We start from the raw sequence: 21491 nt of genomic DNA on the forward strand, positions 1-21491 counted from the left end.
GTTTGCGCTCGAGCCGTGCCAGACGCCGGCTGAAGTCGTCCCGCTCCCCTCGCCCGATCGCCTGCTCGACGCCCGCCACGGCGTGACGCCTGGCTTCCTCGAGCCGGCCGCCCCGATGTTCGTGGTGAATGGCCAGCGCTTCACGCGCCTCGCGGAGCACCTGCGGCCGACCGCCCAATTGCAGCACCACGTGCCACGCCTCGGCGGCCTCGTCGAAGCGACGCTGTCGGCGTAGGAGCCTGCCCAGCGCCCGCGCCGCGGCACGCCTGACGTCGCGCGTCTGCCAGCGATCCTCGATGGCCGCGCGGTACGCCGCCACGGCCGCGTCGATCCACCCGCCGCGTTCGTACAGCACGCCAAGCCCGAACGCCGTCGCGCCGCTGAAGGTCGGGTTCGGGGGGCCGACCCTACCGAGGCTTCCTTCGCGCACGAGCTGCTGTGCGTGGGCCGTGAGGGCGGCGAGCGAGAGCAGGTCCAGACGGTTGTGCAGCAGCACGGGTTCCAGCAGGGCGGCGCTGCCGCCGCGCACGAAGTGGAAGTAGCGCGCGGGAATCTCGAACCCGCCGACGTCGCCCACGCGGCCGAATCCGAGCACCGATTCCTCGAGGTGCGTGAGGCGGCAGGATCTGTCGCCCTCCTCCGACATCCGCCAGAGACGCCGCGCCGGGTGCAGCATGTCGAGGTGCGGGAGTTCGCAGGCCACCTGCGGGACGCGCTGCATCTCGCCGCGCAGTTCCATCACCGGCACGTCGAACGTCCGCCCGTTGTAGGTCACCAGCACCGCATCGTCGCGGAGGTACGCGTTGAGGGCGTGCAGCAGCGCACGTTCCGCCGCGAGTGCGGGCATGAGGAACTGCGTGGTGCGGAAGCCGTCGGGCGTCCACTCCCCCACGCCCGCGAGGAACGCCACCATGCCCGCGCCGCCGTTGAGTCCCGTGGTCTCGAGATCGAAGTAGACGAGACGCGACGGCGCACAGTCCGCGCCGGCCGGACGCAGCGATCGCCCGGCGAGCAGGTCGAGCGTGTCGTCGACGACCACGTCGCCGCACTGCTCCACGCGCACGCGCCCGTGGCTGCGGTCGGCCTCGAAGAGATGCTCGACGATCACGCACGGTCCATGCGCCGTCTGCTCCAGCCGCGCGCCGTCGAGACCGATGGCGGAGCCTTCGGGATCCGTCGTACGCGGATCGAGCGGCAGGCCGTCGGCGTCGACAGGCTCGTACGTCAGCTCCGGGCGAGGAGACGCGCGTCGCGCACCGTTGGCGATCTCACGCAGGCGCGACAGCGTCGACACGGCTAGAACGGCACCTCGTCGGCCGACGGCGCCGTGCCCTGCAGGCGTGCGAGCAGTTCGAGCGCCACGCGCTTGGCGCGCGGGCCGATGTCTCCGACGGGCCCCACGCACGACGGACATCCCACGTCGCAGGGGCACGCCTCGATCAACTCGCGCGTCTGCGCGAGCAACGCGTCGTGCATGCGGTACAACGGCGCGCTGCACCCGATGCCGCCCGGGTAGTTGTCGTAGAGGAAGACGTGCGCATCGGCGTCGCCCGTGGCCGGCGCGGCATCACCCGCACCGGACGCCTCGCCGCTGCCCGTGTCGATCGAGACGCCGATGTCGCGCCTGTCGCACATCAGCAGCAACTGCGCGATCGACACCATCGCGTACGCGAGTCCGCTGACGCCATCGCGTCGATCGTCGGGCGAGTACGGCACGTCGAGCAGCACCTCGCGCGGCACCGTCAGCCAGTACGACGTGGTGTGCATCTGCTGCTCGGGCAGATCGAGATCGCCCGATCCCACGTTCTCGTTGGTGTAGAACCGGATCTTCTTGAACCCCACCCCGCGCGACACCACATGCACGTCGCCATGCGAACGTCGATGCGGGTGTGCCACGGGCTGAAGCCCGTGGCCTCCATCAGAAATCGATGCGCGGCCTTCATCATGCTGCCCGGTTGCCGGCTAGTCCACCGTAGCGCGCAGCGCGGAGGTGGATTGCCCGTTGCCCGTTGCCGGAGTTCCGGTGCCCGGTGCCCGCTGCCCGGTGCCCGATGTCTCCCCGGTTGCCGGTTGCCGGTTGCCCGTTGCCGGCGGTCCGGTGCCCGCTGTCTCTCCGGTTGCCCGTTGCCCGTTGCCGGTTGCCGACTCTGTTTCCGTTTCCGTTTCCGCCTCGTCCAGCACCTTGACCTTCGTGTACGTGATCGCATCCGTGTAGTAATCGCACTCCACGCTGCGCACGTATGCCTTGCGGCCTTCCACGTCGAGGCGCTCCACCTGGAACAGCGCCCCTTCGAGGATGTAGATCGCCTTCTCGTGCAGCGTCGACAGCGCGCTCGTGTAGTCGGTCTCACCGATCACGCGCGATCCTTCCGTCACGTCGACGATCACGAAGTTGTCCGACGTGATCGCGCGCAGGCTGATGGCGTCCGCAGGATACGACTCGTGCGTCCAGTGCCACTGCCCGTCGGCGGCGTGCACGAAGCCTTCCTCGTCGAGCACCTGGAGGATCTCCTCGGTGCTCACGGGCGTGCGACCGAAGCGCTCGCCCTCCTGGAACGGCAGCTCGAACGCCGCGCACTTCACATGATTGAACAGGACGTGCAGGTTCTCCGGGTTGATCAGCGCATGTTCGGGCGACGCGTCGAAGAAGTACGTCGGGTGCCTGACGATGAACTGATCGAGTGGCGCGCTCGATGCCACGAGCACCGCCGCCGATCGCCCCGACCGCCTGCCGGCCCGGCCCGCGCGCTGCCACGTCGACGCGATCGTGCCCGGATACCCTGCCATCACGCACACGTCGAGCGCGCCGATGTCGATGCCGAGTTCCAGCGCGTTGGTCGACACCACGGCGCGCACGTCGCCCTCGCGCAGGCCTCGCTCGATCTCGCGGCGGCGCAGCGGCAGGTACCCACCGCGATAGCCGCGCACCGCCTCGGTCGCACCCGGCGGACCCTGGAAGGCATCCTTCAGATACGTCGTGAGAATCTCGGTGGCGAGGCGGCTCTGCGCAAAGACGATCAGCTGCAGGTTGCGCCGCAGGAACTCGAGCGCCACGCGTCGTGCTTCGGACAGGTACGACCGGCGGATGCCCAGTTCACGATTGACGACGGGCGGATTCAACAGCACGAAGAACTTCTCGCCGCGCGGCGCGCCGCTGTCGGCCACGAGCTCGAACGACTGCTCGGTGAGCTGCTCGGCGAGCGCCTTCGGGTTGGCGATGGTCGCCGACGTGCAGATGAACGTCGGATTCGATCCGTAGTGCCGGCAGATGCGCTGCAGCCGCCGCAGCACGTTCGCAAGGTGGCTGCCGAACACGCCGCGATACGCGTGCAGTTCGTCGATGACGATGAAGCGGAGGTTCTCGAAGAGGCGCGCCCAGCGGGGATGGTGCGGCAGCACGCCGGCGTGCAGCATGTCCGGATTGCTCAACACGACGCTGGCGCGCGCGCGGATCGCGCGCCGCGCGTCTGCCGGCGTATCGCCGTCGTAGGTGAAGACGCCGATCTCGCGTTCGGCGGCCGCGCCGACGATCTGCGCGAGCCCCTGCAACTCCGCGAGCTGATCCTGCGCGAGGGCTTTCGTCGGAAACAGATACAGCGCGCGTGCGCCGGGCTCGCGCAGCACCGTGCTGAGGACGGCGCCGTTGTAGCAGAGCGTCTTGCCCGACGCCGTCGGCGTGACCACCACCACGTGACGTCCCGCGAGTGCGTGACCGATCGCGTCAGCCTGATGCGAATACGGCTCCTCGATCCCGCGCGCGCGCAGCGCTTCCCTCAGCAGCGGATCCACGTCGGCCGGCCACGGGGCGTATCGAGCCGACTGCGCCGGGATATGCCGCACCGCCGTGACGACAGTGTCGCCACCGACCTGGACGTGGACGCCTGCCGCGGCCGCTGGCGACGGCAGCGTGGACGGCGCCGTGCGGGCGTCTGGTGCGAGATGGCCGATGGCGTCCTGCAGCGCCTGATCCTTGTTGCCGGAGACGCGCGTCAGGGTGCCGGACATCGCGTCCGATGCTACGCCGAGGGGTCGAGGCGATCAAGAGACGAAAGAGACGGCTATCCGTGTCGTAACAAACGTTAAGAAATTGTCAAGCTTGTAAAGCGGCCGTGCTAGCATCCACCCGCTCGACCGTCTCACCGTGCCGTCTCCTCGTGTGTCCCTGCTGTGGTGTGGCTTGTGTCTCGGCCTTGCGGTGGCCTTCTCGTGGCCATTGCCGCTCCACCTCTCGACGCACCTCATGGGTGAGCCCAGCGGCGATACGGGCGTCTACGTGTGGAACATGTGGGTGTTCCGGCACGAGGTGCTCCAGCACCAGTTCCCGCTGCAGACCAACGCCGTCCTGTCGCTGTCGCCGCGCGTCGACCTGACCCTGCACAACTACACGCTGTTCATGAACCTGCTGGCGTTCCCGTTGATCGGACCGCTCGGGCTCGTGGCGGCGTTCAACGTCGTGTATGTCGCGATGATGGCCCTCACGGCATGGTGTACGGCGCGCCTCGCGTACGCGCTCTGCGGGCGCGGCTGGGAGTCGTGGCTGGCCGGTGTGGCCTTCGCGTTCTCACCCGTGCTGATGGCGCGCAGCACGGCGCACTTCTCGCTCGTCGCCGCGGCGCCCCTCGCCGTGCTGGTGCTCATCCTGGTCAGGGGCGAGGGCAAGGGACGGATACGCGACTCGATCGCGCTCGGGGCAACGCTGGCGTGGGCGGCGTTCTGCGACATCTACTACGCCGTGTACGGCGCCCTCATCATCGGCGCCTACGTGATCGCGGCCGCCATCACCATCTCGCGCGGCGAGGCTGCGGCCTGGACGGCGTTCGTCCACAGGGCCACTCGTGGACTCTCGGTGATCGCCGCCACGTTCGTGGGCGTGGTCGCCGTGCAGGGTGGTCTGATCCACGTGGCCGGCATCCGCATCAGCATGCGGTCGCTCTACACACCCGTGCTGGTGCTCACGGTGCTCGTGGTGACGTACCTGCTGACGGTCTGGCGGCCGACGATCGCATGGCGCCACAGGTTCACGTGGTCGCACGCGCGCATGGCGGGCGCACTGGTGGCGACGGCCGCCCTGCTGCTCTCGCCGGTGCTCATCGCCTACGGCCAGCGGATGCTCAGCGGCCAGATGGCACCGCACGAGATCTACTGGCGCACGAGCCCGCCGGGCGTGGACCTGCTCGCGTTCGTGATGCCGAACCCGACGTCGCCGTGGTTCGGCGCGCCGTTCAAGGCATGGATCGAAGCGCGGCGTGCCGACGGCTTCGCGGAACTGACGGGGTCGATGTCACTCGTGGTGCTCGCCGTGCTGGCGTTCGCGTGGTTCCGTGCCGGCTGGCGGCCCACTCGGCGGCGCTGGCTGTGGTTCCCCGTGGTGTTCGCCACGATGGCGCTCGGGCCGTTCGTCCACATCGCGGGCATCAACACGTACATTCCCGGACCGTGGGCCGTGTTGCGCTACGTGCCGATCGTCGGCCTCGCGCGATCGCCGTCGCGCTTGGTCGTGCTCGTCGCGCTGTTCGTGGCCGTGCTGTTCGCGCTCGCGCTCACGGCGATCGGCCAGCGCTGGCCCGCGCGCCGCCGCGTTGTCCTCTCGGTGCTGACGGTGTTGCTGCTGCTCGAACTGTCGCCGGTGCCCCGGCAGATCTACTCCGGCGACGTGGCCGCGGCGTACCACACGATCGCCGCCGATCCACGCGCCGACGCGCGCGTGCTGTCGCTCCCCTTCGGCGTGCGCGATGGCACCTCCTCGCTCGGCCGCTTCAACCCGCTCACGCAGTACCAGCAGACGGTGCACGGCAAGCGGCTCGTCGGCGGCTATCTGTCGCGCGTCACGCGCGAACAGAAGCAGTCGCTGCTCCGCCACCCGGTGCCCGATGCACTGGTGGCGCTGAGCGAGCCTGGCTCACCTGGTCTCACCGATGAGCAACGGCAGCGCGCGTACGACGGGCGCGATCGCTTCCTCGACGCGACGCACCTCGCATGGGTCGTGACAGACGATGCGTTGACGTCTCCGGAACTGCGCGCCTTCGCCGAGGACCTGCTGCGCCTCCGCCGTATCAGTTCAGCGGACGGTTACACGTTGTACGTCCCTGAACAGGCTCCCTGAATTTCAGCGCTCTCTTCTCCCCCGCGCCACCTTCGCGACGACGCCCGACAAGCCGATGACGCCGACGAGGTTCGGGAAGATCTGGAGGGCGTTCATCAGGTCGCCCCACGCCCACACGACTTCCACGCGGCCGATTGCGCCGAACGGAATCAGCAGGCAGTAGATCCAGCGGTACCAGTGCGCCACGGGACGGCCCAGCAGGTACTCGAAGAACTGCTCGCCGTAGAAGGCCCAGCCGATCAGCGTGGTGTAGCCGAAGAGGAACGCGCACAGCGCGACGACGTAGCCGCCGATGCCCGGCATCGCGGCGTCGAAGGCTGATGCCACGGCCGCCGAACTCGTGAGCCCCGATTGCCAGGCGCCCGTCAGCAGGATCGTCATTGCGCTGATCGTCGACGTGACGAACGACACGATCGCCACTTCCATCACCGCCTGCAACCCCTGCTGCGCGGGATCGTCGCTGCGCGCGGTGCCGTACGCGGCCGATGCCGTGCCATAGCCGGCTTCGTTGGCGTACATGCCGCGCGCCAGGCCATAACGCATCGCGATCACCATGCCGAGCGTGCCGCCCGCGCCGGAACGCAGCGAGAACGCCTCCTCGAACACGAGCGACAGCACCGCCGGGATCCGGTCGGCGAACATCGCGATCACGATCACGCCGCCACCGAGATACAGCGCGACCTTCAACGGCGCGAGCTTCTCCGCCGCGCGGCCGATCGATCCGATGCCGCCGACGATCACCAGCCACACGAGCACCGCGATCGTCACGCCCGCCGCCCACGTGGGAATACCGAGCTGCGACTGCAGGACGACAGCGATCGAATTGGGCTGCGTGAACGGCGTCGTGCTGATGGCCGCCACGCCCGCGATGAGCGCGTACGTGGACGCGAGCCACGGCTTGCCGAGGCCATCGCGCAGCGCATACATCGGCCCCGACCGCATCGCGGCGCCATCGGCTTCGCGCCACGTGACGCCGAGTACCGCCTCGGTGAACTTGATCGTCGTGGCGACGAACCCGTACGCCCAGATCCAGAACAGCGCACCAGGCCCGCCAGAGACGATGGCCGTGGCGACGCCGGCGATGTTGCCGGTGCCGATGGTGCCCGACAGCGCCGTCATGAACGCCTGGAACGGCGACAGCGCGCCCGCCGCCGCATTGTCGGCGGCGAGCATGGCGCGGAACGCCTCTCCGAATCGCCGCACCTGCACGAACCGATACCGGATCGTCAGGAACGCCCCCGTGCCGAAGAGCAGCACGATGAGCCACGGCACGAACAGCGCGTCGGCAGCCCGCTGGATCAGATCGGCAAGGATGGCCATGGGGACTGAATTCTAGATGTTGCTCCTGCTCTGGCAGCCGTCGACGGTGACGCAGGCGCCACTGATCCAGCTCGCACGCGGCGAGGCGAGGAAGGCGACGACGTCGCCGACCTCGTCGGCCCTGCCGAATCTGCCGAACGGCAGCTCGCGGGCAACGAACTGCGCCATGCCCTCCGGATCGGCCTGCTGGCGCTGATGCCACGATCCGCCGTCGAACAGGATCGACCCCGGTGCGATGGAATTGACGCGGATGTTGTCCGGGGCGAGCTGCTGCGCCAGCGCCTTGCCGAGACTGATCTCGGCGGCCTTGACGGCGTTGTACGTCATGCGGCCGCCCGACTCGCGGCCCCAGATCGACGCGATGAGCAGGATGACGCCGCCGCCCCGCGCGCGCATGTGCGGCACGACGAGCCGCGATGCACGGATCGCCGGGAACAGCGTCTGATCGAACGCCTGCTGCCACACATCGTCAGGCGTATCGAGCAGGCCGGCGCCCTTGCCGAGCCCGACGTTGTTGACGAGGATGTCCACGCCGCCCCACGTCGAGACCGCAGCGTCGACAATCCGCTGCACGTCGCGCTCGATCGAGACGTCGGCTTCGACGGCGATCACGCGATCGCCGGTGCCCGCCGTCGCCGTGAGTGCTGCGGCTGCCTGCCCGAGCGTCGAGGGCGTCCGTCCGCAGATGACCACGCGCGCGCCTTCGGTGACAAGGGCGTGCGCGGCCGCGAGTCCGAGCCCCTTGCTGCTGCCCGTGACGATCGCGACCTTGCCTGCGAGTCCGAGGTCCATCTACTGGGGTCCTCCGTCGGTGAGATCGTTGAGGCGCCAGTCGTACTCGGAGTAGGCCACCGAGAACGTGTTGGCCGTGAGCGCGCGCCGCTCGCTCGGGAGCACGTGCGGCATCACCAGGTGGAGGATCGCGAGCTCGAGCGGACTGCGCCCCGCGAACGTCTGCGCGTCGCCCGCCCAGGCGCGCGTGAAGTCGGCTTCGCGCCATCCGAAAATGGGCGAGATCTCGATGCGGTCCGCGCCGGGATCGAAGCGGAAGCACTCGTTGCGCGTGACGCACTCGGCGCCCACCGATTCGAGCTGCGATTCGAGCCGCGCGGCGGTGAAGGCTTCGCTGCGCAGGCGTCCGCCGCCGATCGATCCACGCCCGATGGCGAAGTACATGCGCGGGTCGTCGAATCCCGGCAGGATCTGCTTCTCGATGTCTTCGAGCGAGAGCAGTCGTCCGCCCACGCGGTGTCGCTTCGCACCGAACGCGCCAGGCACGTGCTGGATGCTGTTGCGCGGATACTGCGCCGACGTACCGCGGATCGGATACGCGTTGACCACCGTTCGCAGCACGATCGCGTTGTAGGCGTTCAGCCAGAACGCCGCCTGTTCCTCACGCGACCACGCCTCGAGCGCCGCGGTGGGCATGTCGAGGTTGCTCACGTAGGTGTCGAGCCGCCCGCGTTCGGCGCGCAGGGCACGGTAGTACACGAGCCCCTCGCGCACGTACGTGTCGAGGATGACGTCGAGCGATCGATGCATGCCGACGTCGGACATGCTCGCCGATTGCTGGGCCCGCACTCCCCTCGTCTGTGGCAGGAAGCACGCCACGAGCGCCAGGATCGACGCAACGAAGCGAAGGACAGGAAAGCGCATATCGGGTGGGAACTGTATCATCCGGCAACCGGCAAGCCGGCAACGGGCAACCGGGCACCGGGCACCGGGCACCGGGCACCGGGCACCGGAACTCAGGATGAGCGAGGCCGAGGCCAAAGGGCCAAAGGTTCAAAGGCTCAAAGACGTCAAGGCCGGGAGTCGACGGGGACTCAGGCCGTCAACGTCTGCAACCAGGTGTGCAGGGTGGCGTCGAACGCGTCGGGTTGTTCGACGTTGGCAAGGTGGCCGGCGTCGGGGATCGTCACCAGCGTCGCGTTCGAGATGCCGTCGGCGATGACGCGGGACAGGTCCGGTGGCGTGAGCGTGTCCTGCTCTCCCACGATCACCAGCGTGGGACATGTGATGGTGGTCAGCGTCGGACGGCTGTCGGGACGTGTCCGCAGCGCTTCGAGCCCGTCGATGACACCCTCCGGCGCGTTCTCCATCGCCCACTCGCGCACGGTGCGCGCGAGGTGCGGATCGCGCGTGCGCGTGGTCTCGCCAAGCAGGCCGGGCAACATCCCGTCGATCACCACCGCCGTCCCCTCCTGCGCGGCCTTCTGCTGCGTGGCGACGCGTTTGGCTTTCGCCTCGTCGGAGTCGGCCTCGGCGCGCGTATCGGCGAGCACGAGTCCCCGGATCGCCGACGGCTGGCGACGCCAGCATTCGAACGCCACGTATCCACCCATCGAGAGACCCGCGAGCACGACGGGCCCGCTTTCGAGGGCCGCGATGAGCGCGAGCACGTCGGCGGCGTGATCGCCCACGTGGCGCGCGGGCGAGGTGCCGCGCGGCGACGCTCCGAAGCCGCGGAAGTCCGGCGCCACGCCGCGCCAGCCATCGGGCAGCGTCGCAAGCTGTCGCTCCCACATGCGCGACGAGAGCGGGAACGCATGCAGGAACACAATCGGCGCACCGTGACCGGACTCGGCGATCGAGAGCGTCGTGGACCCGAGGCCGAGCGTGCGGGATGTCATGGCTTCCATCATGAGCAGGTATCATGCCTCCCGTGAGCCGGCGCGTCTGGGCACTCTGCCTCGTGGCCTGGCTCGGGGTGGCCTTGTGGCAGGCCAATCCGGTACGCGTGGGCGACGGGCATGAGCACGTAGCCGTGGCTCTGGCGTTCGCGCGCGGCCAGGGATCCGCTTTCGCGCCAGACCAGATTCCGTCACTCGAAGCCGAACTCCGGGCCCTCGGTCCCTCCTTCGCCACTGCCTCGCTCGTTCATCCCGATCTGGTCGGGCGGGATGGACGGCAGGACGTGCCGCATTTCTGGCTCTATCCACTGCTCGCCGCACCATGGGTGTGGCTCGCGCTGACCTGCGGCGTGTCGCCGCTGTGGGCCTTCGTGATGCTGCACGCACTGCTGCTGGGGGGCCTCACGGCGTTGATCCTCGCGCGGCCCGCACCGGTGTGGACGTCGCTGCTGCTGTTGAGTCCGCTCGTATGGTGGATCGACAAGCCGTCGGCCGATCTCCTGCTCGTGAGCTGCCTCGCAGGTGCGCTCCTTCTCTGGACGACGAGGCCGGCCGTGTCGCTCGTGCTGCTGGGCGCGGGCGCAAGCCAGAATCCCGGGCTCGTGCTGGTGGCCGCGCTCTTTGCCGCATGGGGTTCGATCGAGCGGCCGGCGCGCCTCATGTGCCGGCGCTGGCAGACGGGGGCCCTGCTCGCCGCGCTCCTCATCACGCTGCCGCCGGCGTACTACCTGTGGCGCCTGGGCATCCCGTCGCCGCTGACGGCCTCCACCATCACGCGGTGGCCGGGACTCTTCGACGCGCTGTTCCCTATCTCCGACGTCTCGGTCGGCCTGCTGTTCCGCTTCCCACCGTTCGCGCTCGCGGTGGTGATTGCCACGGTCTGGCTCGCGTGGCGTGAGCTCGGGCGGCTGCGCGAACCGCTCATCGCGACAACGGCACTCGCGGCACTTGCGCTCCTGTGGGCTGCCGGCCAGCCCGTGAGCCAGAACCACGGCGGCAGTCCCGACCTGAGCCGCTATGCGATGTGGCTCATGCCGCTCGCGCTGCCGCTGCTGCAACAGGCAGGCACGAGCACGCGCGTGTCGATGCGGCACACGGGCCTGGCACTCGCGGTCGTGTCTGCGGCGTGGACGCTCGTGGCGTTCCCACCGTCACGACCCGAAGGACACCTCCAGCCGACGCCGTTCGCGGGCTGGCTGTGGTCGCGTCACCCGATGTGGAACGACCCTCGTCCGGAAGTGTTCGCCGAGCGGCTCTCCCACGCCGAACCCGCCATCGTCCCCACAGCCACGCCGGACTGCCAGAAGGTGCTGCTGTACGAAGGCCAGTGGCCCGTGCAGTGCCTGCCGCAGGACACGCCGCCGGATGACTGCTTCGATGCGCAACGATTCTGTTACGCGAACAGGACGGCGACCGGTGCGGGCTACCTGTTCATGATCGAGCCGCTGCGTCCGGGCTTCCCGATCGTGCAGGCCGAGAAGACGTGGACGCGGCAGACGCCGGCCGTCGCGACGATGCGGCAACTGGTGCGCGATCTGACGATCGGCGAGACCGACGAGGCGATGGTGTCGCTGCGCGGGCTGTGGAACGCCGCGTGGCTGCAACAGTGGCACGGCCTCGATCGGACGGTGTTCTACGTGCGAAACACGCGTGGCGATGCCCGCATAGGCGTGCGCACGCGACGGGACGTGCTGGCACGCGTCATCGATCTGAATCGCGCCGTGGAAATCGCCACGTACCCGATCGAGCCCGACACGCGCCTGCCCGTCGAGATCCCGCTCCCCGACGCCGCACCGGATCTGGCGATCACGTTCGAACCCAGATAGCCCGCGCGACCCACGCTCCGAGGCGTGTCGCGGGCCGGGCTCGGAGAGCCGGCCCTAATACCTGGCGCCGGCGGCGATCCACTTGCGGAGCGTGTCGATCTGCTCGTCGGTGAGAGGATCCTTCTCGAGGGGCATGCGATCGTCGCCGTCGAGGCCCAGGACGCGACGCATCAGGAGGCTCTTCTCCGGATCGCCCGGCTCGATCAGGGCGCCGTTCCTGCCGCCCTTCTGCAGGGCCTCCACCGAATCCATGCGCAGGCGGCCCTTGGCCTTGGTGGGGCCGTGGCACTCGACGCACGTCTCCTTGAAGATGGGCACGACGTCGCGTTCGAACGCAGCGGTCTCGGCCTGGACCATCACGTTGTGGTGGTGTGCGCTGGCCACCGATCCGCCTACGACGGCCACCACCGCACCCGTAGCCACACCAGCCGCCAGAAGGACTGCAGACATCAGTTTCATGCCGGGACAGTATCGCCCAACCTTCCGCTTTTCGTGCGTTCACACTACGATCGCGTGGTGCTTTCCGTTGCGCGCGCGGCCTGGCTGATCCTCGCCTACAACATCGGCGTGATCGCCTGGGGCGCGTACGTGCGCGCCACGGGATCGGGCGCCGGCTGCGGCGCGCACTGGCCACTCTGCGACGGCAGGCTCGTGCCGCGCAGCCTCGGCGCGGCAACGCTGATCGAGTACTCGCATCGCATCACGAGCGGGCTGGCGCTGTTATCGGTCGTGGTGCTCCTGTTCTGGGTGCGACGCGTCTGCCCGCCCGGTCATCCCGCCCGTCGAGGCGCCGCGATGACCGTCGTCTTCATGCTCACCGAAGCCGCTGTGGGTGCGGGGCTCGTGCTGTTCGAGCTCGTGGCCGACAACGCGAGCATGGCACGCGCGCTGTTCATGGCCGTGCACCTGGCGAACACGTTCGTCCTCGTGGCGTGGATCACGCTCACCGCGTGGTGGCTCTCGGGCGGCCGCGCGCTGGACGTGCGCGCGAGGCCGGGCCGGGCGGCGGCGGTGGCCGGTCTGCTGTGCGCTGTATTGCTGGTGGGCGTGAGCGGCGCCGTTGCCGCGCTGGGCGACACGCTGTTTCCGTCGCAGACGCTGGCCGACGCGCTGGCGGCCGATCTTTCGCCGACCTCACACGCGCTCATCCGCCTCCGCATGCTCCATCCCGCGTTCGCGATCGTGACCGCGGTGCTGCTCGTCGTGGTGGCACCACTGCTCGCCAGGCATAGCGGCGTGACGCCAGCGATCAGATTCGCGAACGCCGTGGCCGCGCTCGCCGTGGTGCAACTCGTCGTGGGCGTGGTGAACGTGATGCTGCTGGCGCCGGTGTGGATGCAGCTCGTCCACCTTCTCGTCGCCGACGCCCTCTGGATCGCGCTGGTCCTCTGGGCCGCCACGATGCTGGCTCAACAGCCGGCCCCTACGTCCCGCTGAACGTGTCGCAGGCCTTCACGTCGCCCGTCTGAAGGCCGCGGCGCAGCCACTCGACGCGCTGGGCGGCCGATCCGTGTGTGAAGCTCTCGGGACGGACGCGGCCCGCCGACTGCCGCTGCAGCGTGTCGTCGCCAATCGCGGCCGCCGCACGCAGCCCTTCCTCGGCGTCGCCGGGTTCCATGATGCCGCGCTGCGCCGTCGAGTGTCCCCACACGCCGGCGAAGCAGTCTGCCTGCAGTTCCATCAGCACCGACAACTGGTTGGCCTGCTGCGGTGAACGCTGCTGGGCTTCACGCACCTGACGCTCGATGCCGAGCAGGTTCTGCACGTGGTGCCCGACTTCGTGCGCGATCACGTAGGCCTGCGCGAAGTCGCCCGGCGCGCCGAAGCGTCGGTCGAGCTGGTCGAAGAACTCGAGATCGAGATAGACCTTCTGATCACCAGGGCAGTAGAACGGCCCCATCGCGCTCTCGCCCATGCCGCACGCCGACGGCGTCGCGCCACGGAACAGGACGAGCGTCGATCGCTGATAGCGGCTACCGAGCAGCCGTGTCCACGTGGCCTGCAGGTCGTCGAGCATCTTGCCGATCTCGTCAACCTTGGCTTCTTCCTGCGGCGTCGTCTCCAGCCTGCCGTCACTCGTCTGCTGCTGCGGCATGGACGCCTGCTGCTGGAGCACGGGCGACACGAGATCGCGTCCGAACAGCAGGCTCAGGATGAACAACACGGCGATGCCGCCGAGTCCCATGGACATGCCCCGTCCGCCGGCACGCGTGGCGCGGCGATCCTCGATGTCCTGACTCCTCTGCCCCCCGGGGTTCCAGCGCAACGTGAGACTCCTTTGGTCGAACGGGCCATGCACCCGCATCTGCCCCGCCAGCACGCCGCACCGCGCGCCGCGAATCCGGCGATTCAGAGTACGCCTGTCGTGGCCCCGTTGCACAGGGCCGGGCACCGGCATCGGTGACGCGTCCGTGTGCCACACTGCATCTCACGGCCAGGACTCGCGGCGCGGGCGCGCGTGGACGCGGGCATCGCGGTCCGCTCCTCCCATCGAGGAGTCGCCGACAAGGAACACCGACATGCAGACCACCAGCGGCTTGCACCACGTCACGGCCATCGCCGGCCCTGCCCAGGAGAACCTCGACTTCTACGCCGGACTGCTCGGCATGCGGCTCGTCAAGAAGAGCGTGAACCAGGACGATCCCGGCACCTATCACCTCTTCTACGCCGACGCCGCGGGCAGCCCGGGCACCGACATCACCTTCTTCCCGTGGGCGCACATGGCTCCCTCGCGCGAGGGTCACGGCCTGAGCACCGAAGTGCAGCTCACGGTGCCGACCGACTCGATCGACTACTGGGGCGAGCGCCTCGTGCGGTACGGCGCGAGCGTGGGCCGGCCGGAGACGCGCTTCGGCGAACGCGTGCTGCCCGTGGTGGATCCACACGGCCTGCGCGTCGCGCTCGTCGAAGCCGGCGACACGACAACGCGCGGATTCGAACCGTGGGCGCACAGTCCCGTACCCGTGGAGCGTCAGATCCGCGGCCTCCACGGCGCGCGCATGCAGGAGCGCGATCGCGCAGCCACGGCGTGGTTCCTCACGACAGTGCTCGGGTTCACCGAGCACGCGACCGAGGGCGACTGGACGCGCTACGTGATCGGCGACGGTGGTCCGGGGCGGGTGCTCGACATCAGCGAAACGCCGGATGCCCATCGCGGCGCGTGGGGTAGAGGCAGCATCCACCACCTCGCCTGGCGCATGACCGACGAGGCGCAGGAGCTCGCCGTGCGGAGCGCCATCGAGGGCATCGGGCTGCGGCCCACGCCCGTCATCGATCGCTTCTGGTTCAGATCGGTCTATTTCAAGGAACCTGGCGGCGTGCTGTTCGAACTGGCGACGGACGGACCGGGGTTCGCCGTGGACGAGGATCCGGCGCACCTCGGCGAAACACTCGTCCTCCCGCCGTGGCTCGAACCCCGCCGCGCCGAGATCGAACGCGGCCTGCCTGCGCTCACGGCCCGTGCGCCGTCTGTGCCCTGACGGCGCAGGGGCCGGACTCGGAGAGCCGGCCCTACCGACTGCGGCGATGGGTAGGGTCGGCCCAGACCGTAGGGGGGACGCATGCGTCGCCCCTACGCCAGCGGTGAGCATCTGCCCCCTACGTCGTGACGGCGACAAGGATGTCCGCGGCGGTGGCGCACTGCTCGCGCGTGACGTCGAGGTGGGTCACGGCGCGGACGGTGCGCGGGCCGAACTGGATCACCAGAACGCCTCGCTCTCGCGCACGGGCCAGCACCGTCACGGCATCAGGACCATCGTCTGGTAAGTGAAAGATGACGATATTGGTCTCGACCGTGGAAAGATCAAGCCTGACGTGCGACGTGGCGGCGAGTCGTTCCGCGATGAGCCGCGCGTTCGCGTGATCGTCGGCCAGACGCTCGTAATGATGCGCTAACGCATAGGTGCCGGCCGCGGCGAGCAGTCCAGCCTGCCGCATCGCCCCGCCGAGCATCCGCCGATACCGCACCGCACGCGCGATCAGCTCCCGCGGTCCCGCGATGAGCGATCCCGCCGGCGCACCCAGCCCCTTTGACAACGCCACCCACGCCACGTCGAACGGCGCGGCGAGATCGGCAGGCGTGCGGCCGGTGGCGATGGCGGCATTCCACAGCCGGGCACCGTCGAGCAGCGTGGCCACACCGTTGGCACGCGCCGCCGCGCAGATCGCCTCGACATCCTCCTGCGGCATCACGACGCCGCCGCCGCGATTGTGCGTGTTCTCGACCGCCACGAGCGTCGTGGGCGGATACGTCATGTGGCCCGGTGGCTTGCGCGCCGCGAGGAACTCCGCAGCGGTGAACGTTCCGCCACTGCCCACGGCCGTGAACTGCACGCCGGCGTTCGCGGCGCCCGCACCCGTCTCGTGCCACACGAGGTGACTCTCCGCGCTCACCACCACATCGTCTCCGGGACGCGTGAGGACGCGGAGCGCGACCTGGTTGGCCATCGTGCCGGTTGGCAGCCAGAGCGCGGCGTCCTTGCCGAGGAGCGCGGCGGCCTGCTCCTGGAGCGCGTTGACGGAGGGGTCCTCGCCGAACTGATCGTCGCCGACGGGCGCCGCGGCGATCGCGGCCCGCATGGCGTCCGTGGGTCTGGTGACGGTGTCCGAACGAAGGTCGATCACGAAGGGAACGAACGGCGAGACGTCAGTGCTTGTGCGTGGCCAGGTGCTGGCGGAGCACGTCGCCACCGAAGTCGTGCTCGAGATCGCGCCACATGCTGTGGATGTGGTTGGCGTCGTTCTGGCTGTTGTCGTACTCGATCAGCATCGTCGGGCCGTGGATGCGGTAGTAGTGCTTCTTCCCGACGTCCACGCTCCCCGCCCACGCGAAGTGCAGCGTGCCGAACCCGGCCTTGTCGATGCGCGCGAGCTGCCACGCGCGCTGCCGCGGCGTGAAGCGCGCCGCGTACACCTCGATCAGCTTGCGGAGTTGCGCCTGCTGCGCCGGCGTCATCGCGGACGCCGCAAGGCCGTCGAACTGGCCGAGTTCCACCTTCGGCTTGTTCGTGGTGACGATGTCGTTGGTGGTCTCCGGCGCGATGATTGCCGTGCGTCCCTGATCGGGCGTGAAGAGCGCCAGCAACGCGCGTGCCTCGTCCTCTTCGGCGGCAAGGATGCGCAGTCCTTCGTACGGCCCCGACTTGACCTTCGCGGGATTGGCGCCGAAGAACAGCGGCGCGACGATGTCGCCCTGCGAGCCGGCGTGCGTGACGTTGACGGAGATGTGATGGCCTTCGAAACGCCAGCCCCACACGTCGTTGGCGAGGGGTGAGCCGAAGAGCGCCGTGTAGTAGAGCCCCGGCTGGCGCCGCATGTAGTTGCTGACGCCCGCGCCCTTCTCGATCTCGCGAAGGATGTCCTCGTGCGCGATGATCTTCTGCGCCGTCGAGTAGCCGCTCGCCCCGAGCCCCGATTGCAGCAGCGCCATCGCCTGCGTCTTCTGCTGCGCGGTGAGATCGTCGAGCGGCACGCCCGCACGCACCATCGGCACGTAGTTCAACTGCGTGCGCGCCTCGTGGTCGAACGGCAGCAGCGCCTTCTCCTTCGCGGGCCCGGAGAGCGACGCCGCGAACGCCTGCGCCGGCGCGGTGCTGTCGGAGGCGGCAGCCTGGGTCGCCGGCTGATTGCCGAGAAACGACCGTGACGCCACCGCTGCAACGGCAACGCCGAGGATCAGGACGGAAGTGGCCAGCGCGCGCATGGGAGTGCGCGGATTCTACACCCAAGCAGACATGCAGATGGAGGTCAGGGGTTTCAACCCCTGGCGCAGGTCCACGCAAAAGAAAACGGCCGAACCACGCGAGGTGGTTCGGCCGTCCCCATCCGATTGTCAGCGAGAGCTCAGTGGCCCTGGCGAACGACGTTCTCGGCTGCCGGTCCCTTGGCGCCCTGAACGATGTCGAACTCCACGCGCTCACCTTCGACAAGGGTCTTGAACCCGGTGCCGGCGATGGCGGAGTGGTGCACGAAGCAATCCTTCTGGCCGCCCTCCGGGGTGATGAAGCCGAAGCCCTTGCTCTCGTTGAACCACTTCACGGTACCAGTCGTACGCATAACGAACTCCTCGTTCGGTAATCGGAGCACCGCCATGCCTCACGGACCGACCGACTACTGATGCTCTGTCGTGATAACTCCCCCACGACGGGGGCAACCGCTGCGCTACCGACGATTGCGGGCACACAATGCAAAAGGCCTGGCGATTGTTTCCCAGGCCTTCTACGAACCTTGGATTCACGCCCCTTTTTCGAAAGGCGTGTCGCGCACCCGTCATCATACACGCCTGCGGCGCCGTGCGCAAGTGGCTTCGTCTCGGCTGACGTCCGCGCCAGGGGGCTGAAGCCCCTGGCCTCCATTCGGGATCGGCCGGGCTCGGAGAGCCGGCCCTACCGAAGACGCGGACCGAGCGCGCGGTATTCGACCATCAGACAGCGGTCCTGGACGACGGGGATGCCGGCGCGGGCGAGCTGTTCGGCGACGGCGTCGTTGCTGATGCCGGCCTGGAACCAGACGGCGCCGGGGGCGCAGGCGATGATGTCGTCCACGTGCGCGGGCAGGTCCTCGGCCCGGCGGAAGACATCGACGACGTCGATGGGGCGGGGAACGTCGGTGAGCCGCCGGTGGACGGGCTCACCGAGAATCTCCGCATCCGGGTGGTCGTTGACCACGACCGGCAGGATGGTCAGGCCCATGCGCTGGAGCGCACCGGCGACGTAGTAGGCCGGCCTGTCGGGCATCGAGTCGGGCCGGGCCCCGAGGATCGCCACGCGGTGGATCCCCGACAGCAGCGAGCGGATGCCGTCGGGCGTGTCGATGAGACGTGTGCGCCAGTCGTCTGTCATCGCGGGTTCAGAACGTGTCAGCGGCGACGTACGCGTCGATCAGCTTCTGCTCGCCGTCCTTGCCGGGGAACGCGTTGCCGTGTTCCATGCCGAAGATGAAGTCGCGCGACTCGGCGCGCATCTTCGCGTGGACGTGCTTGAAGACGTTGCGGTAGTTGATCTCGCCCGTGCCGGGTTCCTTGCGACCCGGGTTGTCGCCGATCTGGAAGTAGCCGATCTCCGACCACGCGTAGTCGATGTGGGGGATGATGTGCCCCTCGTTCTTCTGCATGTGGTAGATGTCGAACAGGATCTTGCACGCAGGCGAGTTCACCGCGCGGCAGATCATGTATGTCTGATCCGACGTGCGCAGGAACTGGTCGGGGTTGTCGCTGAGCGGTTCCAGCACCATCACCAGCCCGTGCTTCTCCAGCACCTCGGCGCCCGCGCGCAGCGTGTCGATCACGTGGCCGTGCTGCACGCCGATGGGCAGCCGTCGCTCGAAGCCGCCGGGCACCACCGTCATCCACTTCGCGTTGCAGCGCTTCGCGACCTCCACGGCGGCCTCGCACGCCTTCACGAACTGGCCGCGATTCTCCGGCTTCCCCGTCGTGAACCTGTCGCTGTTGTTGCCACCGGTCTGGATCACGAAGACGCCCATCTGCATCTTCAGGCGGGCCATGGCCTCGCCGAGCTGCGCCTGCAGTTCCGGCGTCCGGCCCATCATCCCGTTGTCTTCGAGCGCGGTGAACCCCTGATCGGCCATGAACTTCAACTGGTCGAAGAGGTCTTCGCCCGCCGATTGCTGGAACATCCCGAAGTGCGGGGCATACTTCAACTGGAACGTCCGGGCCGGCGTGGCCGGCGCCAGGGCGCGAGGCGCCGCCGGCGCCGTTTGTCGCGCCCTCGCGGCCACGGGACCGATTCCGAGGGCGGCCGTCATGGCGGTGGTTTTCTGCAGGAACTCGCGTCGATGCATGCGGAACTCTCGTGGGAGATGGAAGATGCGCCAGATTGTAGGTCGAAACGCGACGAGGGTAGCATTCGACGCGTGAGACGCCGCCGCCGATGAAGTTCCTCGCCAGCCAGGTCGCCTACTTCATGACGGAGCGCGAGGCCCGGGGCAACCTGCGCGCCCTGCTCGCCTACATCGCGTTCCTCGCCGCGCTCGTCCTCACCTACACCGCGCTCTTCCACCTCATCAAGACGACCGTGGAGCACGAGCAGCACTCGTGGGTCACGGGGCTCTACTGGACGCTCGTCGTGATGAGCACGCTCGGGTTCGGCGACATCACGTTCACGAGCGACGTCGGACGCCTCTTCAGCGTCGCCGTGCTGCTGTCGGGCGTGGTGTTCCTGCTCGTCCTGCTGCCGTTCCTGTTCATCAGACTGTTCTACGCCCCCTGGCTCGAGGCCCGCGTCAGGCTCCGCGTGCCGCGCGACGTGCCGCGCGACGTCTCGGGCCATGTCGTCATCATCGAGCGCGACGCCATCGCCAACGGCCTCGTCATCAGGCTCGAGGAGGAAGGCATCCCTTACGTCATCGTCGAGCCGGATCCCGATCGCGCGGCGCTGGCCTACGACGAACGGCTGTCCGTCGTCGTGGGCGAGCCCGACAGCCGCGCCACGCTGGAGCGCCTCGGGATCGACAGGGCGAGACTCGTGCTCGCCAACGCCGAAGACACGGTGAACACGAACGTCACGCTGACGGCGCGGGAAGTGTCGTCGACGGTGCCCGTGGTGGCGATCGTCGAGGACGACGATTCGGTCGACGTGCTCGAACTGAGCGGCGCGACAAAGGCGCTGCCGCTCAAGCACCAGCTCGGGCAGTACCTCGCCAACCGCGTCCACGCGGGCAGGGCCGAGGCGCACGTCATCGGCAAGATTCACAACCTCCAGCTCGCGGAGGTGCCGGCCCGGGACACGCCGTTCGTTGGAATCACCGTCGCGGAGACGCGCCTGCGCGAGCAGACGGGACTCAGCCTGCTCGGCCTCTGGAGCCGCGGCAAGCTCCAGCCGTCGTACCCGAACACGCGGATCGAGACGGACGCGGTGCTCGTCCTGGCCGGCAGCGACGAGCAGGTGGAGGCACTGAATTCGCGCATCGGCGATCGCGCGACGTCGGAAGGGCCTGTGCTGGTGATCGGCGCGGGCACCGTTGGCCAGGCTGCCGCGCGCGCCATCCGCGCCAAGGGCCTGCTCGTGCACGCGATCGACAGGAGCGCCGCCGCGCTCGCGCCGATGGCCGCCGACGTCGACGCCACGTTCGTGGGAGACGCCAACGATCGCGAACTGCTCGCGCGTGCGGGCATCCATGAGTCGCCGTCGCTGCTCCTCACGACCAACGACGATGCGATGAACATCTATCTGGCGGTGTACTGCCGCCGGCTGAACCCGGACCTGCGCATCATCAGTCGCATCACCCACGAGCGTAACGTCGAGGCGATCCACAGGGCGGGTGCGGACTTCGCCCTGAGTTACACGACGCTCGGCGCCGAAGCCGTCGTGTCGCTGCTGCGCGGCCACGAGCCGGTGCTGCTCGGCGAGGGCGTGGAGTTGTTCAGCATCGCGGTGCCGCCGTCGCTCGGCGACGTCGCGTTGCGCGATTCGGGAATCGGCTCGCGAACGGGCATGAGCGTCGTGGGGATCGAGGACGGCGCGGGGGTGGTCAGCCGCCTGACGGCGGCCACCGTCCTGCGGCGCGGCACGTCGCTCGTGATGCTGGGCTCACGCGGCCAGCGGCGAGCCTTCGCCGAAGCCTACGAAGGACGCCGCCCCGCGTAGTCATGAG

18 protein-coding genes and 1 pseudogene are annotated in these 21491 nt (G+C 68.8%); 5 read left to right on the forward strand and 14 right to left on the reverse strand.

Annotation, left to right across the window (positions count from 1 at the left end):
• The 3 genes and pseudogenes from IT182_18225 to IT182_18235 all read right to left on the reverse strand — a co-directional run.
• Positions 1 to 1294, reverse strand: a 1294-nt coding sequence (locus tag IT182_18225; protein MCC6165286.1) for a ribonuclease H-like domain-containing protein, incomplete at its 3' end; no start/stop codon positions are given.
• A gap of 2 nt (positions 1295 to 1296) precedes the next feature.
• Complete coding sequence (locus IT182_18230; GenBank protein MCC6165287.1) at positions 1297 to 1863, reverse strand: DUF1998 domain-containing protein; 567 nt, start codon at positions 1861 to 1863, stop codon at positions 1297 to 1299.
• Positions 1864 to 2175: 312 nt separating this feature from the next.
• Positions 2176 to 4005: pseudogene (locus tag IT182_18235) on the reverse strand (DEAD/DEAH box helicase).
• A 151-nt stretch (positions 4006 to 4156) separates the two neighbouring features.
• Here IT182_18235 and IT182_18240 point away from each other — a divergent pair.
• Entirely contained in the window at positions 4157 to 6103 is a 1947-nt protein-coding gene (locus IT182_18240) for a hypothetical protein (GenBank protein ID MCC6165288.1), read from the forward strand.
• A gap of 3 nt (positions 6104 to 6106) precedes the next feature.
• On the opposite strand, the gene IT182_18245 is transcribed toward IT182_18240, so the two are convergent.
• From IT182_18245 to IT182_18260, 4 genes are all read right to left on the reverse strand, one after another.
• The gene (locus IT182_18245) at positions 6107 to 7423 is read right to left on the reverse strand and encodes a sodium:alanine symporter family protein (protein ID MCC6165289.1); all 1317 of its coding nucleotides are present in this window, start codon (positions 7421 to 7423) and stop codon (positions 6107 to 6109) included.
• Positions 7424 to 7435: 12 nt separating this feature from the next.
• Positions 7436 to 8215, reverse strand: coding sequence for an SDR family oxidoreductase (locus IT182_18250; GenBank protein MCC6165290.1), 780 nt, complete (start codon positions 8213 to 8215; stop codon positions 7436 to 7438).
• Entirely contained in the window at positions 8216 to 9079 is an 864-nt protein-coding gene (locus IT182_18255; protein ID MCC6165291.1) for a DUF547 domain-containing protein, read from the reverse strand.
• Positions 9080 to 9249: 170 nt separating this feature from the next.
• Positions 9250 to 10056: an alpha/beta fold hydrolase gene (locus IT182_18260; GenBank protein ID MCC6165292.1), complete on the reverse strand. Its 807-nt coding sequence runs from the start codon at positions 10054 to 10056 to the stop codon at positions 9250 to 9252.
• A 32-nt stretch (positions 10057 to 10088) separates the two neighbouring features.
• On the opposite strand from IT182_18260, the gene IT182_18265 reads away from it, so the two are divergent.
• Complete coding sequence (locus IT182_18265; GenBank protein ID MCC6165293.1) at positions 10089 to 11882, forward strand: hypothetical protein; 1794 nt, start codon at positions 10089 to 10091, stop codon at positions 11880 to 11882.
• 54 nt (positions 11883 to 11936) lie between these two features.
• On the opposite strand, the gene IT182_18270 is transcribed toward IT182_18265, so the two are convergent.
• Positions 11937 to 12332 carry a hypothetical protein gene (locus tag IT182_18270; protein ID MCC6165294.1) on the reverse strand — a complete coding sequence of 132 codons (396 nt, stop codon included), beginning with the start codon at positions 12330 to 12332 and terminating at the stop codon, positions 11937 to 11939.
• 66 nt (positions 12333 to 12398) lie between these two features.
• Here IT182_18270 and IT182_18275 point away from each other — a divergent pair, with 66 nt between their 5' ends.
• Complete coding sequence (locus IT182_18275; GenBank protein ID MCC6165295.1) at positions 12399 to 13319, forward strand: COX15/CtaA family protein; 921 nt, start codon at positions 12399 to 12401, stop codon at positions 13317 to 13319.
• On the opposite strand, the gene IT182_18280 is transcribed toward IT182_18275, so the two are convergent.
• Positions 13306 to 14148: a zinc metallopeptidase gene (locus IT182_18280; GenBank protein ID MCC6165296.1), complete on the reverse strand. Its 843-nt coding sequence runs from the start codon at positions 14146 to 14148 to the stop codon at positions 13306 to 13308. The genes IT182_18275 and IT182_18280 overlap by 14 nt on opposite strands.
• A 253-nt stretch (positions 14149 to 14401) precedes the next feature.
• Here IT182_18280 and IT182_18285 point away from each other — a divergent pair, with 253 nt between their 5' ends.
• Positions 14402 to 15361: a ring-cleaving dioxygenase gene (locus tag IT182_18285; GenBank protein MCC6165297.1), complete on the forward strand. Its 960-nt coding sequence runs from the start codon at positions 14402 to 14404 to the stop codon at positions 15359 to 15361.
• A 118-nt stretch (positions 15362 to 15479) separates the two neighbouring features.
• On the opposite strand, the gene IT182_18290 is transcribed toward IT182_18285, so the two are convergent.
• The 5 genes from IT182_18290 to IT182_18310 all read right to left on the reverse strand — a co-directional run bounded on the left by IT182_18290 (position 15480) and on the right by IT182_18310 (position 19679).
• Positions 15480 to 16505, reverse strand: coding sequence for an aminotransferase class I/II-fold pyridoxal phosphate-dependent enzyme (locus IT182_18290; protein ID MCC6165298.1), 1026 nt, complete (start codon positions 16503 to 16505; stop codon positions 15480 to 15482).
• A gap of 22 nt (positions 16506 to 16527) precedes the next feature.
• Positions 16528 to 17583, reverse strand: a complete 1056-nt coding sequence (locus IT182_18295) for a DUF3500 domain-containing protein (GenBank protein MCC6165299.1) — start codon at positions 17581 to 17583, stop codon at positions 16528 to 16530.
• 140 nt (positions 17584 to 17723) lie between these two features.
• Positions 17724 to 17936, reverse strand: coding sequence for a cold-shock protein (locus IT182_18300; protein MCC6165300.1), 213 nt, complete (start codon positions 17934 to 17936; stop codon positions 17724 to 17726).
• 329 nt (positions 17937 to 18265) lie between these two features.
• The gene (locus tag IT182_18305) at positions 18266 to 18721 is read right to left on the reverse strand and encodes a CoA-binding protein (protein MCC6165301.1); all 456 of its coding nucleotides are present in this window, start codon (positions 18719 to 18721) and stop codon (positions 18266 to 18268) included.
• Positions 18722 to 18728: 7 nt separating this feature from the next.
• Positions 18729 to 19679 carry a TIM barrel protein gene (locus IT182_18310; protein ID MCC6165302.1) on the reverse strand — a complete coding sequence of 317 codons (951 nt, stop codon included), beginning with the start codon at positions 19677 to 19679 and terminating at the stop codon, positions 18729 to 18731.
• 89 nt (positions 19680 to 19768) lie between these two features.
• Between IT182_18310 and IT182_18315 the strand changes: the two genes are divergently transcribed.
• Positions 19769 to 21484 (forward strand): NAD-binding protein, encoded by a 1716-nt coding sequence (locus IT182_18315; protein MCC6165303.1) that lies wholly within the window; start codon positions 19769 to 19771, stop codon positions 21482 to 21484.
• Positions 21485 to 21491 lie beyond the last annotated feature (7 nt).

The organism is Acidobacteriota bacterium (assembly GCA_020845575.1).
In the GTDB taxonomy this organism is placed as follows: Bacteria; Acidobacteriota; Vicinamibacteria; order Vicinamibacterales; family Vicinamibacteraceae; genus Luteitalea.

What these genes read in the sequence shown, in the direction of transcription:
- IT182_18260 (MCC6165292.1), bottom strand. Translation starts at nt 10,056, where the DNA reads ATGACATCCCGCACGCTCGGCCTCGGGTCCACGACGCTCTCGATCGCC.
- IT182_18255 (MCC6165291.1), bottom strand. Translation starts at nt 9,079, where the DNA reads ATGCGCTTTCCTGTCCTTCGCTTCGTTGCGTCGATCCTGGCGCTCGTG.
- IT182_18250 (MCC6165290.1), bottom strand. Translation starts at nt 8,215, where the DNA reads ATGGACCTCGGACTCGCAGGCAAGGTCGCGATCGTCACGGGCAGCAGC.
- IT182_18315 (MCC6165303.1), top strand. Translation starts at nt 19,769, where the DNA reads ATGAAGTTCCTCGCCAGCCAGGTCGCCTACTTCATGACGGAGCGCGAG.
- IT182_18305 (MCC6165301.1), bottom strand. Translation starts at nt 18,721, where the DNA reads ATGACAGACGACTGGCGCACACGTCTCATCGACACGCCCGACGGCATC.
- IT182_18245 (MCC6165289.1), bottom strand. Translation starts at nt 7,423, where the DNA reads ATGGCCATCCTTGCCGATCTGATCCAGCGGGCTGCCGACGCGCTGTTC.
- IT182_18310 (MCC6165302.1), bottom strand. Translation starts at nt 19,679, where the DNA reads ATGCATCGACGCGAGTTCCTGCAGAAAACCACCGCCATGACGGCCGCC.
- IT182_18300 (MCC6165300.1), bottom strand. Translation starts at nt 17,936, where the DNA reads ATGCGTACGACTGGTACCGTGAAGTGGTTCAACGAGAGCAAGGGCTTC.
- IT182_18270 (MCC6165294.1), bottom strand. Translation starts at nt 12,332, where the DNA reads ATGTCTGCAGTCCTTCTGGCGGCTGGTGTGGCTACGGGTGCGGTGGTG.
- IT182_18285 (MCC6165297.1), top strand. Translation starts at nt 14,402, where the DNA reads ATGCAGACCACCAGCGGCTTGCACCACGTCACGGCCATCGCCGGCCCT.
- IT182_18295 (MCC6165299.1), bottom strand. Translation starts at nt 17,583, where the DNA reads ATGCGCGCGCTGGCCACTTCCGTCCTGATCCTCGGCGTTGCCGTTGCA.